We start from the raw sequence: 13,980 nt of genomic DNA, 5'->3' as shown, positions 1-13,980 counted from the left end.
GCACGACGACCTGTGCGCACGGGGCGCCGGGGCCGGGGGCGTACGGGTTGCCGGGCACCGGACCGTGGGCGCCGTGGGCGTGGCCTCCGGGTCCGTGGCCGTGGCCGCCCGGCATGCCCTGCCCCGCCCCCGGCGCCCCGTGCGCACAGGTCGTCGTGCCGAAGGCGCGGTCCACCGAGGTGCGGAGTTCGTGGGCGAGCAGCACGTGCGCCAGCTTGTCGTCGGCGAACTCGGCGTCCCTCAGCGCGAGGCGGATGCCGTGCAGGGCGTCGTCGGCGAGCCGGCGGGCCTCCTCGCGGGAGGTGCCGGTCGCGGTGAGCGGGTTCCAGGCACCCTTCTCCGCGTCGGCGGTCTGGTCCTCGACGGCGTCGAGGAGGTGGGCGAGGCGGCCGAAGAGCCGGCCCGCCTCGGCGAGCGGCTCCGCGTTCCCGGGCCGTCCGGCGAGGACGGCGGTGTGCGCGAAGGCGGCCGCGGTGGCGGTCTCGGTCGGTTCGGTGACGGTGAGCAGGGAGGTGCCGGGTCCGGCGAGGGCCTCGATCCCGGTCTGGCGGTCGACGGCGTCGACGAGGACGGCGGTGTCGAAGCCGAGGGCGCGGCCGGTCCTGGCCCCTGCCTTGTCCCAGGAGCGGGCGACGCGGCGGGCCGCGGCGGCGGCGGGCCGCCGGGCCAACAGCCCGTCCCGGTCGGCGACGTGGTCCCGTACCTTGGCCGAGGCGAGGACCAGCGAGACGGCGGCGGCGAGCCGGGCACCCTCGCCCCTGGCCACGGGAGCGGTCCGCATGGCGCGCAGCGCGCAGGGCCCGGCCGTGCGACGGCCGGCCGCCGTGACGCCGGTCTGAGCCTCCGTCAGAACCGAGACGATGAGACCGTCGTAGTTGGTGACGACCCGGGCGAACTGGCCGTGGTCGGCGCGAAGTGCCAGGCAGAGGCCGCAGAGATGGGCCATCCACTCGGTCTTGAGCCCGTCGGTGAGCCGATGGGTGCAGGGTCTGACGATTCCGAACATGGACTCCCCCGTGAGTCGTGGATCTGGGCCGGGCCATGGACCGCCGGACGGCCTCGCGGCATCGTAGCGAGCGAGTCCGTTCACCCGTACGCGCCCGTCGTCACCCTTGTGGCCCGACTTTCATATTTTCAGCTACATGGCCCTCCCCCAGGCCCCGCATACCGCAAGTTTCCTGACGAATCGCCAGAAAACGGTGCTCACGTTCTGCACCAGTACCGTCACGAATCCCCTGCGCGCCGACTATCCACTTGGCGCGCGATCCGCATCATGAAGGACGATAGGGATTGCGGAACCACAAGTGACCGCGTGAAAGGAGGCGTCCATGGGATCGGTGCGCAAGGCGAGTGCCTGGCTGGGACTCGTCGAGGACAACGACGAGCGTTACTACGACGACGAGTACGCCGACGGTGCCGAGGGCGGCGACGCCTGGGTGACGGACCCCCGGGTCCGGGTGGCCACGGACACCGCCGAGGACCGGGGCCGGCGGATCGCCACCGTCTCCCCGGACGGCTTCCGGGACGCCAGGGGCATCGGCGAGCTCTTCCGGGACGGTGTTCCGGTGATCGTGAACCTGACCGCGATGGAGCCGAACGACGCCAAGCGCGTGGTCGACTTCGCCGCCGGTCTCGCCTTCGGTCTGCGCGGTTCGATCGAGCGCGTGGCGACGCGGGTCTTCCTGCTGACCCCCGCCGACACCCAGATCGTCACCGGCGAGACGGGCCGTCGTCAGCAGGACGGTTTCTTCAACCAGAGCTGAGCGGGTCCGCCGGCCGCCGGGCACCCCCCGAAAGATCGGGTCAGTGCGTCGGACGCCCCGAGCCGGCGGGCTCGATCGCTTCCCGGGTCGCGGGCACCCGCGGCTCGGACGAGTCGGCGAGCTCCAGCGCCTCGGACGACCCCGAGGGCCGCACGGCCCCCGTCGTCTTCGACAGCACCGGCGCTGACCGGACGGGCTCGGACCCGGCCGTGTCGGACCCGGCCGTGTCGGACCCGGCCGTGTCGGACTGAGCCGCCTTCGACAGCAGCGACGGCTCCGCCTCCGGGACACCGGCGGACACCGTCTCCTCAGGGGCCCCGGCGGACGTCGTCTCCTCCGGATCCACCGGGCACTCCATCACCCGGGGCAGGCGCCGGGCCATCGCCGCGCCGAGCAGCAGCAGCCCCGCGCTCACGAAGAGCGTGATGTGCAGCCCGTTCACGAAGGCGTGCCGAGCGGCCTGGTGCAGCGCGCCGCCGGCCGCGCCGCCGAGCTGGTCGGCGACCTGGTAGGCCTCGCCGAGCGAGTTCGCGGCGGCCCGGCTCGCCTCCGCGGGCACCCCGGGGATGGCGGCGAGCCCGGGGGCGTACGCCGCGTTCATCACGCTGCCGAGCAGGGCCGTGCCCATCCCCGCGCCGAGCTGGTACGAGGTCTCGCCGATCGAGGCGGCGGCGCCCGCGCTCCGCTGCGGGGCCTCGCTGAGCATCGACTCGTACGCCGAGAAGAGCGTGGTCTGCAGGCCGAAGCCGAGCAGCACGAAGCCCACCGTGAGCAGCAGCGGCCGGTCGTGCTGTCCCATGAAGGTGAGCAGCAGCACGGCGGCGGCGGTGAGGACGAAGCCCCAGCCGACCATCCGGCGCGGTCCGATCCTGCGCAGGGTGTACGAGCCGGTGGCGCCGGCGGCCATCGCGGCGAAGGTGAGCGGCAGGAGACGCAGCCCGGTCTCCAGCGGGCTGAGGCCGAGGACCAGCTGGAGGTACTGGACGGCGATGAGCTGCAGGCCGACCAGGGCCAGCATCGCGAGCACGATGCAGCCGACCGAGGTGGTGAAGGCGGCGCGGGAGAAGAGCCGCGTGTCGATCAGCGGGTGGGGCCGTCGCCTCTGGCGCCGTACGAAGAGGACGAGGAGCGCGGCGCCGAGCAGCAGCGGCCCGGCGGTCGGGAGCGCGAGGAGCGGTTCGCCGGCGCCGGCGCGCTTGACCCCGAGGACGCAGCCGAGCACACCGGCGGCGGCCATGAGCGCGCCGAGTACGTCCCAGGGTCCGTCGGCGGCTCCCCGGGACTCGGGGAGGAGGCGGCGGCCGAGCGGCAGGATCAGCGCCATCAGCGGAATGTTGATGAGGAAGACGGAGCCCCACCAGTAGTTCTCGACGAGGAAGCCGCCGAGCACGGGGCCGGTGGCGGCGCCTATCGCGGCGACCGCCGTCCAGATCCCGATGGCGGTGGCGCGCTCCCGCCGGTCGGGGAAGACCGCCCGGAGGATGGAGAGCGTGGCGGGCATGATCATGGCGCCGCCGACGCCGAGGAGCACCCGGGCCCCGATGAGGACCGAGGGTTCGGTGGCGAACGCGGCGACCGCCGAGGCGATGCCGAACAGCGCGTATCCGAGGAGCAGGACTCTGCGCCGTCCGACCCGGTCCCCGAGGGTGCCGAAGAGGATCAGGAGCGAGGCGCAGATCAGGGGGTAGGCGTCGACGATCCAGAGCAGCGAGGTGGAGCTGGGGCGCAGGTCCTCGGTGAGCGAGGGGATCGCGACATGGAGGATGGTCGCGTCGAGGGCGACCACGAGAAGGCTGACGCAGAGGACGACGAGGACGACCCAGCGGTTGGCTCCGCCGTCGGCTGCGGCACGCGGTCGTGCTGGGGCCGTGTTCGTCCGCGACATGTACGTACCTCCCAGTGAAGCTCTCGCGCTCGGCGGGCCCCGACCAGGGCTTATGCCCCTGGGGCGGCCCGGCATCGACGGGCGAGTGAGCCGTCAGCGTACGCGAGTTCAAGGCCCGAGCGCGTGGTGCAGCTCTCACCCCGGCGGGCCGTGCGGTGTGGCGTACGCCACTCGGAGCGGCCCGCGCGTCGCATGGAATTCCGTACGGACACCCGTTTGAAGCAATTCCCGAGCATTCAAACACTCTTCCGGAAACGACTTCGCGACAATAGGGCGGAAGGTCATCGGATTTCCTGACGGACGCCGGGAATAGGCCACCGGCTGAGACCTACTCCACATCACATCAACATCACGAACAGACCGGAACGACCGGGTCTGCTTCTCACTCCCTGTAACGTCCATTGGGTGCGTACCGACATCTTTGCCCGGCTGGACCGGGAGCCGGAACCGCCGAAGATAGAGGTCCCGCGGATGACCCGCACGCGTCTCGCCCTCTTCGGCGGGACGTCGGCGTTCTATCTCGCCATGGTCGTCGCCGTGCTGCTCTCGACGTGGCTGGTGACCCTCGACTGGAAGATCATGCTCTTCCGGCCCTATCAGCAGTGGCCGGAGATCCACGGCTTCCTCGACTACTACGTCGTCCTCGGCCAGCGCGGCCCCACGGCCGTCATGGTGGCCGCCTGGCTGGGCTGGCGCTCCTGGCGCCAGCACACCCTGCGGCCCCTGCTCTGCCTCGGCGCCGCCCTCCTGCTGCTCAACGTCACGGTCGGCGCGGTCAAGCTCGGGCTCGGCCGTCTCGGACCCCACTACGCGACCGAGGTCGGCTCCGCCGAGCTCTTCGCGGGCGGCGACATATTCCCCTCGGGTCACACCGCCAACGCGGTCGTGACCTGGGGCATCCTCGCCTATCTGGCGACGACCCCGAGGGCCAGGCGCTATCTGTCGGCGCTCTCCGCCGTGGTCGCGCTCGGCGTCGGACTCACCACGGTCTATCTGGGCACGCACTGGCTGAGCGACGTCCTCCTCGGCTGGGCCGCCGGACTGCTGATCCTGCTCGCCCTGCCCTGGTGCGAGCCGGTCCTCGCCGTGGCGGAGTCGTGGATCCTCGCCCTGCGCGACCGGGTGCGGGACCGGCTGCGGGACCGTCGCCGTCTGGTTCCCTCGCTGCCCGTGGCCTCCGGAGGACCCCGCCCCGGGTACTTCCCGCAGCGTCCGCCCGGGTCCGAGGAGCCGGTCCGGGGGCCGGCCGGAGTGGCCGGCGGCCGCGCTCCGGCGACCCGTACGGGAGTGGCCGGCGGCCGCGCCCCGGCGACCCGCGGCTGACCTCGGGCATCTGCCCACACGCATGCGGAAGGGCCCCGGCCGAGGGATCGGCCGGGGCCCTTCCGCATGCCCGGGTACGGACGCACCGAGCGCGCCCGGTGCGCCGGCGCCGGCCCCTCAGCCGAGCCAGCAGCGGGTGACCGTGCCGCCCTCGACCTCGAAGTTGATGCGTCCGGCGAGGTACTCCATCGTGATGATCGAGCCGGGCGGGAGCGACCTCACGGTGCTCCAGCCCCGCGTCCTGGCGAGCCGTGCGGCGCCTTCCGCGTCGAGGCCCACATAGGACTCGGGGGCGTCGCCGGGCGGTTCGGGAGTGCGCGATGTGGGTGCCATGGCCCTCACGTTAGTCCCTTGGCGGTCACGCTTGTGTCACAAGTTCTCGACATATGTTCGGCATGATCCCGGTCACTCCGCGACACGGATTCCGGCCGTTTCTCCAGTAATTCCGAAGGGCATCCGGCAGTTCGCACCACGGGGCCGGAAGTGCCGACGGAACGCGGGTAATTCGACTCTTCCCGCTCCGCCCGCCCCGAATTGTCTCGCGACGCGCACGCGAGCCGCTCACTCTTCCCTTACACAATGCTTACGCTGTCCGAACGCCCGGAGACGCGGAGCCGGGACGACCGCGAAGCGGAGGCAGCGGATGGGCAACGGCACAGCGACCGCGACCGTCGAATCGAGCCGCGTGCGGCACGGGCGGATCCTGATCGACTGGCTCACCACCACCGACCACAAGAAGATCGGCCACCTCTACCTGGTGACCGCGTTCGTCTTCTTCCTCATCGCCGGGCTGATGGCGATGCTGATGCGGGCCGAGCTGGCCCGCCCCGGACTCCAGCTGCTCACGAACCAGGAGTTCAACCAGGCCTTCACCCTGCACGGCACGATCATGCTGCTGCTCTTCGCCACACCTACCTTCGCCGGCTTCGCCAACGAGCTGGTGCCGCTGCAGATCGGCTCGCCCGACGTCGCCTTCCCGCGGCTGAACATGTTCTCGTACTGGCTGTTCCTCTTCGGCAGTCTGATGGTGATCGGCTCGCTGCTCACCCCGACCGGCCCGGCCGCCTTCGGCTGGACCGCCTACGCCCCGCTCAACAGCCTGGAGCGGTCCCCCGGCGTCGGCGTCGACCTGTGGATCGTGGGGCTCGCGCTCTCCGGCTTCGGCACCATCCTGACCTCGGTGAACTTCCTCGCGACCATCATCGGGATGCGGGCGCCCGGCATGACCATGTTCCGGATGCCGATCTTCACCTGGAACGTGCTCTTCACGGCGGTCCTGGTGATCGTCGCCTTCCCCGTGCTCGCCGCGGCCCTGCTCGTCCTGGAGGCGGACCGACGCCTCGGCTCGGTGGTCTTCCAGCCGGAGAACGGCGGCGCGCTGCTCTGGCAGCACCTCTTCTGGTTCTTCGGCCATCCCGAGGTCTACATCATCGCGCTGCCGTTCTTCGGGATCGTCAGCGAGATCATCCCGGTCTTCGCCCGCAAGCCGATCTTCGGCTACACCACGCTGATCGCCGCCACCATGGCGATCACCGGCCTCTCGGTGGTCGTCTGGGCCCATCACATGTTCGCGACGGGCGCGGTGCTGCTGCCGTTCTTCTCGCTGCTCTCGTTCCTGATCGCGGTGCCCACCGGGGTGAAGTTCTTCAACTGGACCGGGACGATGCTGCGGGGGTCGCTCTCCTTCGAGACCCCGATGCTGTGGAGCGTCGGCTTCCTGGTGTCGTTCCTCTTCGGCGGCCTCACCGGAGTGATCCTCGCCTCGCCTCCCATGGACTTCCAGGTCACCGACTCGTACTTCGTGGTCGCCCACTTCCACTACACGGTCTTCGGCACGGTCGTCTTCGCGACCTTCGCCGGCTTCACCTTCTGGTGGCCCAAGTTCACCGGCCGGATGCTCGACGAACGGCTCGGGAAGATCCACTTCTGGACCCTCTTCACCGGCTTCCACCTGACCTTCCTGGTGCAGCACTGGCTCGGCGCGGAGGGCATGCCCCGGCGGTACGCCGACTACCTGGAGGCGGACGGCTTCACCGCCCTCAACACCGTCTCCACCATCGGCGCCTTCCTGCTCGGCGTGTCCACCCTGCCGTTCCTCTACAACGTGTGGCGGACCACGCTGTACGGGGCGAAGGTCGAGGTCGACGATCCCTGGGGGTTCAGCCGCTCCCTCGAATGGGCCACCTCCTGCCCGCCGCCCCGGCACAACTTCGACGTCGTCCCCCGGATCCGCTCCGAGGCGCCGGCCTTCGACCTGCACCACCCCGAGTTCGCCGCCTACGAGCGGATGCGGATCACGAGTCCTCCGCCGGAGCGGAGGGGGACCGGTCGAGGGAGCGGGACAACAGGTCCCTGAGCGCCCGCACCCGGTCGACCAGCTCGGGCGGGTCGACCACCTCGAACTCGAAGCCGATCAGCGACACGTGGATCACCATCACATCGAGGCTGTGGGCCCCGGTCCGGAGCAGGCAGGCGTCCTCCCCGTCCGCCGTCAGGACGCCGTCGGCAGCTCCGACGGCAGCGGCGGCCTCGGCGAGCGGCACATGCAGCCGGATCGTCGCCTCGGTCGCGTACGCCGAGGTGGACACGCCCTTCGCCACATAGGCGGCCAGATCCTCGGCGGGCGGCTCGCGGGGCGGGAAGCGGGGCCCGTGCGGCGGCGTCGGCACGATCCGGTCGGCCCGGAAGGTGCGCCAGTCGGCCCGGTCCACGTCCCAGGCGACCAGGTACCAGCGCCGCTCGCTGCAGACCAGGCGGTGCGGCTCGACGTTCCTGCGGGTGGCGGCCCCGCCGTGGTCCCGGTACTCGAAGCGCAGCCGCTCGGTGTCCCGGCAGGCGTTGGCGAGTTCGGTGAGGACGGCCGGGTCGATCAGCTCGCGCGGGGTGCGCAGCATCGGGACGGTGAAGGCGTTCAGGGCGCTCACCCGGCGCCTCAGCCGCCCCGGAAGCACCTGCTCCAGTTTGGCCAGGGCACGGACCGAACTCTCGCCGATGCCCTCGACCCCCTGCCCGGCGGCGGCGCGCAGGCCGACGGCGACCGCCACGGCCTCCTCGTCGTCGAGGAGCAGCGGCGGCAGCTCGGCCCCGGCGCCCAGCTGGTACCCGCCGCCGGTCCCGGGGCTCGCGTTGACCGGGTAGCCGAGCTCGCGGAGCCGGTCGACGTCCCGCCGTACGGTGCGGGGTGTGACGCCGAGCCGGTCGGCGAGGTCGGCACCGGACCACTCGCGGTGGGCCTGGAGCAGCGAGAGCAGACGCAAGAGCCGTGCGGAGGTCTCCAACATGGTCCCGAGTCTGCCAGCCCTCGCGGACGACTTCTGTCCTCGATGAACGGCGGCCGGAGGGGGTCCCGGTCGGTCAGCGGAAGCGGCGGACGAGCCTGCCGGCCCGCGCCTTCAGGCCGTAGACCGCGTCGATCACCCGACCGGTCCCGGCGTGCAGCGTCACCCGGCCCTGCGGGTGGGTGCGCCGGCTCGCGCCCCGCTCGACGAGCTCCGTCCACAGCGCCTCGTGCCGGGCGGCGATCCGGACCGGGTCGAACCGCTCGGACGCGTCGAGCGCCGCCCGTGCCGTCTTGGCCCGCAGCTCGTCGTCCTCGACGAGCCGGCGCAGTGCCCGCGCGAACGCCGCCACGTCGTCGACCGGCACCAGGAACCCGTCGACGCCGTCCTCGATGATCTCGCCCGGCCCGTGCGGGCAGTCGGTGGAGACCACCGGGAGTCCGCAGCGCATCGCCTCGACGATGGTCATGCCGAAGGACTCGCGCTGCGAGGTCACCGCGGCGATCGAGGCCTTGGCGAGCTCCGGTTCCAGCGGGGTCGCCGATCCCATGAGGAAGACCTGCTCGCCGAGGCCCCGGTCCTCGATCTGCCGGGTCAGCGGCCCCTTGAGGTTCTGGACGGCGTCGCCGCTGCCGTAGATCCGCAGCTTCCACTCGGGGTGGTCGGCGGCCACCTCGGCGAAGGCGTCGATCAGCAGGTCGTACCGCTTGACTCGGGTGAGCCGGCCCGCCGCGACGACGGTCTTCGCCGCGGGGTCGGCGGGCGGCACCGGGGGCGCGGGCACGCTGTTGGGCACGGACTCGACGCGCACGCCGGGCAGCCCGAGCCTCCGGTAGGCGCGGGCGTCCGCCTCGGTGACGGTGGTGACGGCGTCGAGGAGCGCGTACTCGTGGCCGATGTCCCGGCGCAGGCGGAAGGTGTGGCCCTCGAGGATCAGGTGTTCCTGTCCGACGAGGACCGGCCCCCGCCGGGCCTGCCGGACGAGCTGCACGTTGAGCCCCGGACGGGTGCCGACGAGGACGTCGGCCTCGACGCCGCGCAGGTGCTCCCCGATCCGGGCGTCGGTGAGCGCGCTGTACTGCTTCCAGCGTCCGTCGCCGCGCGGGAAGACCTCGGCCGGCCGGTGGAAGTCGGGGTGGTCGCCGTCGTATCCGGCGCTGTCCTCACGCAGGTCGACGAGGTGGCGCAGGGTCACCCCGGAGGGCAGGCCGAGGAGGGGGCTGTCACGGTGGCGGAACACCGAGACGATCTCGACCTCATGACGCTTCGCCAGTTCCTCGGCGAGGGTGAACGTCGTCCGGATCGTGCCGCCGTAGTGGTAGCCGTTGTGGAGCAGAAAGGAGATACGCATCGCGCTGCCGGTTCCCCCCGGTCAGTTGATCGGTCGCCCGACTGTACTGCCGGTGGAGGGGGGCCGTTCACGGCCCGTGGCCGATGAGCAGTCAGGGGCGGTAGCCCAGCTGGGGCACGGTCGCGCAGTTCTCCGTCATCTCGCCCTGGCTCACCCAGCCCCTGCCGTCCTGCCAACGGGCCACGGACAGACAGGTGTTCCGGGTCTCGGGCGGCCGCGCGAGGTGCTCGTAGCGGGCGGGGAGCAGCAGCCCCCGCGCGGTGTACGCCTCCGGGCGGTTCATGTACGCCTCCACGCACGCGCGGGTGAGCCCACCGTCGGCTTCACCGTTCCCGCCGCCGGCGGTGAGGCAGGAGCGGGCCGCGTCGGTGAACCACATCGCCGCGGCCCACCCCTCCAGCTGCCACTGCGACAGCGGCCGTTCCCCCATCGCCGTCCGGAACTCGCGGACCGCCGGATGGCCGGTGTCCTGGTGGTTGCGGCTCGCGCCGGTCACCCAGAGGGCGTCCCGGCAGCCGGGCGCGCGGGCGTAGTCGCGGGCGACGGACGAGGACCAGTTCTGCACGTTGGTGACCTTCGCGTCGACCCGTACGCCGAGGGCCTCCATCGCCTCGCACAGCCGCACGTTGCCGTGGGTGTCCATGGCGTCGAAGAGGACGTCGACGTGCTGGGCCCGCAGATCTGCGGCGACCGCGCGGAAGTTGGGCAGGGCGAAGTCCACCTGTTCCCCGACGACCCGGTAGCCCTCGGCGCGCAGCCCCCGGGTGACCAGCCGGGCGTACGCGGCGGACGCGCTCTGGTTGTAGGAGACGACGGCGGCGGTCCGCGCCCCCTTCTCCTTGTGGAACCAGCGGTAGACCTCCGTCCCGCCGTACAGGACCCCGTCCCAGCCGGGTTCCCCGCCGGTGCGCGGGGCGGAGCTGCCGTAGATCCCGTACAGGTGCGGATAGGTGTCGTACGCGGGGGTGAGGGGCTGGCCGCCGATGTCGGGCACCCCGGCACGGGAGACGAGGGGCGCGCCCGCGTAGTCGAGGGCGGTGGTGGCGACCAGCGCGAAGACCCCGCGCTCGTCGATCAGCCGGTGCACGCACGCGTTGTTCCCGACACCGCTGCCGCCGTCGTCGCAGGTCTCGACCTCGATCCGGCGCCCGTCCAGGCCGCCGCGCGCGTTGAGGGCGTCGAAGTAGGCGCGGGCTCCGTCGCGCGTGCCCGTGAAGGCCTGTCCGCCGACGGGGCTGGTGACGCTGGTGATGATCCCGACGCGGAGCGGCTCACCGCCGGAGGGGTTGGCGGTGGGCCGCGTCTCGAAGGCACGCTCCGGGAGCCGGCTGCCGCAGGCCGTGAGGAGAAGGAGCAGCAGGGCCAGGAGCAGTGCCGCTCCCGCCTCAGCAGCCCGGAACGGTGACACCGCTCAGCTGGACCAGGCCGCACAGCGTCTTCACGGTGACCTTCCAGGTGTCGTTCTGGAGGACGGACGTGCCCTGCGAGCCGGGCAGCGCGGGGGATCCGCCGACCAGCAGGTCGTACGTCACATTGGCCTCGGTGGCGGAGGTGAACTCGACGCCGGTGACCTTCGCGGAGGTCATGGCGGCGTTCTTGTCGCCGCCGAAGGCGGCGAGGACCTGCTGCATCTGCTCCCCGTTCTCCAGGAGCTTCACCCGCTCGGCGGCGGGGGTGCCGGGGTCGAAGAACGCCGTCCAGTTCCTGGTGATCTCCGCCTTCGCGGCGGCGGGGTCGTCGGGTTCGTCGCCGCCCGTGGGCGCGGCGGAGGTCTCGGTGTCGTCGTAGCGGCCCTCTCCGCCGCCGGCTCCGTCGTCCGAGCAGCCCGCGACGACGGGGGTGAGCGCCAGGACGGCGGCGGCCGCGAGGGCGGCGAGCCGGGGGCGTCGGCCGAGTCGTGTGAAAACCATCTGGCTCACCACCGGGTGTCCTTCCGGGCCGTACGGCCCGATGCTTCCAGGGTGGGACGTATCGGGGCATAGTGCAAGATCAGGGCATAGCGTGGGGAAGAGCCGAGGGAGGTCGCCGTGCCGACATCCCGGATCCTGCTGTGGAGCGGCCTCGTGGCGGCCGCCGGGGGCGCGGTGCTGTGCGTGCTCGGCTGGTACGGGATCTCCGGCGAGCGGTTCGCGGAGCGCCAGCTGCCCTATCTGGCCTCGTGCACGGTGCCGGGCGCGGCCCTGATCGTGGCGGGCGCGATCCTCGTGGTGACGGCGTACGCGCTTCCCGTACGCCCTCCGGAACCGCACGGCCCAAGGACGGCGGAGGAGCGCTCCTCCACGCCGGCGGACGGCCCGACGTCGGCGGACGGCCCCGCGGCGGAGGAGACTCCCCCGCCCTCCTCCGACGGCCCGCCGCTCCGCGTCCCGGGCGGAACGCTCGCGCACCGCCCGGACTGCCCGCTGATCGCGGGCAAGCCGGAGGCGACGGAGGTGGGGGAAGCGGCCCTGGCCCCCTGCCCGGTATGTGAGCCGTGGCCGCCCTGATGGCCTCCCTGACGTACGAGTTGACGCTGGCCGGCCTCGCGGTCGGCAGCGCCGCCGCGCTCACCGGGATCGGACTGATCGTCACCTACCGGGCGACCGGCGTCCTGAACCTGGCCCACGGCGCGGTGGCCATGATCTGCGCGTACGTGCTCCGCCAGCTGGTGGTCGTCTGGGGCTGGCCGCTGCCCGTGGGCGCCCTCGTCACCCTTCTCGTCGTCGCGCCCGGCATCGGACTCGTCCTGGACCTCGGGGTGTTCCGGCCGCTCGCCCGGCGGGAGGCGAACCCGGCGCAGTCCCTGGTTGCCTCCATCGGCGTCTTCGTGCTGCTCGTGGGCGCGGCGGTGCTGCTGTGGGGCCCGGGGGCGTACGACGACGCGCCCGTGCTCCTCGGCGACGATCCCTGGGCCCAGCTCGGTGCGGTGGTGGTGCTCGCCTGCCTGGTGGGGGCGGTGACCCGGTGGACCCGGTTCGGGCGGGAGCTACGGGCCGTGATCGACAACCGGCCGCTCGCGGTGCTCTCCGGAATCGACGCGGACCGGGTCGCGGCGGCCGGCTGGGCCTTCGGCTCGTTCACCGCCGGGCTCACCGGCGTGCTCCTCGCCCCGTACGTGCGGCTCGACCCGTACGGGATGCCGCTGCTCGTCGTCGAGGTGATCGCGGTCGCCGTCATCGCCCGGATGCGGTCCCTGCCGGTCGCGGTGTCGGCCGCGCTCGCCATCGGCGTCGCCCAGGCCCAGCTCACCCGGCTGCACCCGGAAGGATGGGCGGGACCGCTGGTCCAGGCCGTCGGGGCGAACCTGTTCGTGGTGGCGCTCCTGGTCGCCGCGCTCGTCCTGCCGGGGATCGGCGGCAAGGGCCGGGACGCGCTGCCGCCGCCGGTGCGCCCGGGACGGGTGCCGGGGGCCGTGTGGCTCGTCGTGGGCGTGCTGTTCCTGCTGCCGCTGGGCTTCGCGGGCTCGGACCTGCACACGGCGATCCAGGTCCCGGCGCTCGCGGTCATCCTGCTGTCCCTGGTCGTGGTGGCGGGGCGGGGCGGCCAGATCACGCTCGGGCAGGCGGCGTACGCGGGCCTGGGCGCCCTGTTCACGGCGCTGCTCACGGCCCGTGGGGTCCCGGGCCTCCCGGCCCTCGGCCTCGCGGTGCCGCTGGTCGGGGCGGTGGGCCTGCTCACGGGCTGGCCGGCGATCCGCCGGCACGGCCTGGCGCTGGCGCTCGTGACGCTGGCGACGGGCGTGGCGGTGAGCCGCTTCGTCCTCACCCAGCCGTACGCGACGGCCGGCCTGTCCCTCGGCCGCCCGGCCGGCTTCTCCGACGACCGCGCCTTCTACGCCCTCGAACTCGTCGTCCTCGCGGGATGCCTGGCCCTGGTGGCGGCCCTCCGCCGGGGCCGCACGGGCCGGGCGCTCGCGGCGCTGCGGGACCACGAGCCTGGCGCGGAGGCGGCGGGCGTCGCGGTCCCCGGCCTGAAGCTCCTCGCGTTCGTCCTGGGCGCGGCCCTGGCGGCCCTGGGCGGCGGCCTGCTCGGCATGGGCCTGCGCGCCTTCGACCCGGAGGCGTACGACCCGGTCCGCGGCCTGCTGTGGTTCGCCGCGGTCCTGGTCCTGGGCGCGGACAGCCTCCTGACCCCGCTGGCGGCGGCGGCCCTCCTGACCACCCTGGACGCGGGCGCGTACGCGGGCACGGCGGCACTGGCCCTGGGCCTGCTCGCCACCCTGACGGCCAGGATCCCCCCGCTGAGCACCCTGCTCCCGCGGAGGACCCGCGCACCCGCGGCCGCCGACGGCGCCGCACGCCCCACGGGGGGACCGAGGGCCCTCGTTCCCCGTCGCACCGCCCCTGCCGGCGGGGACCCCGGTCCGGCCGAAGACCGGACGCGCCCGCACCGGCCCGCGGC

At 72.9% G+C, this 13,980-nt stretch carries 12 protein-coding genes; 5 read left to right on the top strand and 7 right to left on the bottom strand.

The window, feature by feature from the left end; genetic code table 11:
- Positions 1–1,006, bottom strand: a 1,006-nt coding sequence (locus AOK00_RS27505) for a DUF5685 family protein (protein ID WP_055602953.1), incomplete at its 3' end; no start/stop codon positions are given.
- Positions 1,007–1,328: 322 nt separating this feature from the next.
- On the opposite strand from AOK00_RS27505, the gene AOK00_RS27500 reads away from it, so the two are divergent.
- Complete coding sequence (locus AOK00_RS27500) at positions 1,329–1,763, top strand: cell division protein SepF (protein ID WP_030315727.1); 435 nt, start codon at positions 1,329–1,331, stop codon at positions 1,761–1,763.
- A 40-nt stretch (positions 1,764–1,803) separates the two neighbouring features.
- On the opposite strand, the gene AOK00_RS27495 is transcribed toward AOK00_RS27500, so the two are convergent.
- Positions 1,804–3,648 (bottom strand): MFS transporter, encoded by a 1,845-nt coding sequence (locus AOK00_RS27495; RefSeq protein WP_055602952.1) that lies wholly within the window; start codon positions 3,646–3,648, stop codon positions 1,804–1,806.
- A gap of 405 nt (positions 3,649–4,053) precedes the next feature.
- On the opposite strand from AOK00_RS27495, the gene AOK00_RS27490 reads away from it, so the two are divergent.
- Positions 4,054–4,971 carry a phosphatase PAP2 family protein gene (locus AOK00_RS27490; RefSeq protein WP_055602951.1) on the top strand — a complete coding sequence of 306 codons (918 nt, stop codon included), beginning with the start codon at positions 4,054–4,056 and terminating at the stop codon, positions 4,969–4,971.
- A 117-nt stretch (positions 4,972–5,088) separates the two neighbouring features.
- Here AOK00_RS27490 and AOK00_RS27485 read toward each other — a convergent pair whose 3' ends face one another.
- Positions 5,089–5,304 (bottom strand): I78 family peptidase inhibitor, encoded by a 216-nt coding sequence (locus AOK00_RS27485; protein WP_055602950.1) that lies wholly within the window; start codon positions 5,302–5,304, stop codon positions 5,089–5,091.
- A gap of 310 nt (positions 5,305–5,614) precedes the next feature.
- Here AOK00_RS27485 and ctaD point away from each other — a divergent pair, with 310 nt between their 5' ends.
- Complete coding sequence (ctaD, locus tag AOK00_RS27480) at positions 5,615–7,327, top strand: aa3-type cytochrome oxidase subunit I (protein ID WP_055602949.1); 1,713 nt, start codon at positions 5,615–5,617, stop codon at positions 7,325–7,327.
- Here ctaD and AOK00_RS27475 read toward each other — a convergent pair.
- The 4 genes from AOK00_RS27475 to AOK00_RS27460 form a co-directional block, all read right to left on the bottom strand.
- A complete protein-coding gene (locus AOK00_RS27475) occupies positions 7,266–8,252 on the bottom strand; it encodes a helix-turn-helix transcriptional regulator (RefSeq protein WP_055602948.1) in 987 nt (328 codons plus the stop codon). The genes ctaD and AOK00_RS27475 overlap by 62 nt on opposite strands.
- Positions 8,253–8,325: 73 nt before the next feature.
- Positions 8,326–9,600: a glycosyltransferase family 4 protein gene (locus AOK00_RS27470; RefSeq protein WP_055602947.1), complete on the bottom strand. Its 1,275-nt coding sequence runs from the start codon at positions 9,598–9,600 to the stop codon at positions 8,326–8,328.
- A gap of 91 nt (positions 9,601–9,691) precedes the next feature.
- On the bottom strand, positions 9,692–11,008 hold the full coding sequence (locus tag AOK00_RS27465; RefSeq protein WP_055602946.1) for an ABC transporter substrate-binding protein: 1,317 nt from the start codon (positions 11,006–11,008) through the stop codon (positions 9,692–9,694).
- A complete protein-coding gene (locus AOK00_RS27460) occupies positions 10,986–11,510 on the bottom strand; it encodes a hypothetical protein (protein ID WP_063886673.1) in 525 nt (174 codons plus the stop codon). Before AOK00_RS27460 ends, AOK00_RS27465 begins: the two co-directional genes overlap by 23 nt.
- A 117-nt stretch (positions 11,511–11,627) precedes the next feature.
- Here AOK00_RS27460 and AOK00_RS27455 point away from each other — a divergent pair, with 117 nt between their 5' ends.
- Both AOK00_RS27455 and AOK00_RS27450 read left to right on the top strand, forming a co-directional pair.
- Positions 11,628–12,086 carry a hypothetical protein gene (locus AOK00_RS27455; protein WP_055602944.1) on the top strand — a complete coding sequence of 153 codons (459 nt, stop codon included), beginning with the start codon at positions 11,628–11,630 and terminating at the stop codon, positions 12,084–12,086.
- Positions 12,086–13,980, top strand: a 1,895-nt coding sequence (locus AOK00_RS27450) for an ABC transporter permease (protein WP_055602954.1), incomplete at its 3' end; no start/stop codon positions are given. The genes AOK00_RS27455 and AOK00_RS27450, both read left to right, overlap by 1 nt.

Source organism: Streptomyces aureus (assembly GCF_001418135.1).
Classification (GTDB): domain Bacteria; phylum Actinomycetota; class Actinomycetes; order Streptomycetales; family Streptomycetaceae; genus Streptomyces; species Streptomyces aureus_A.
Note: the sequence above shows the minus strand (reverse complement) of the source record. Positions and strands in the feature narration are given on the sequence as shown.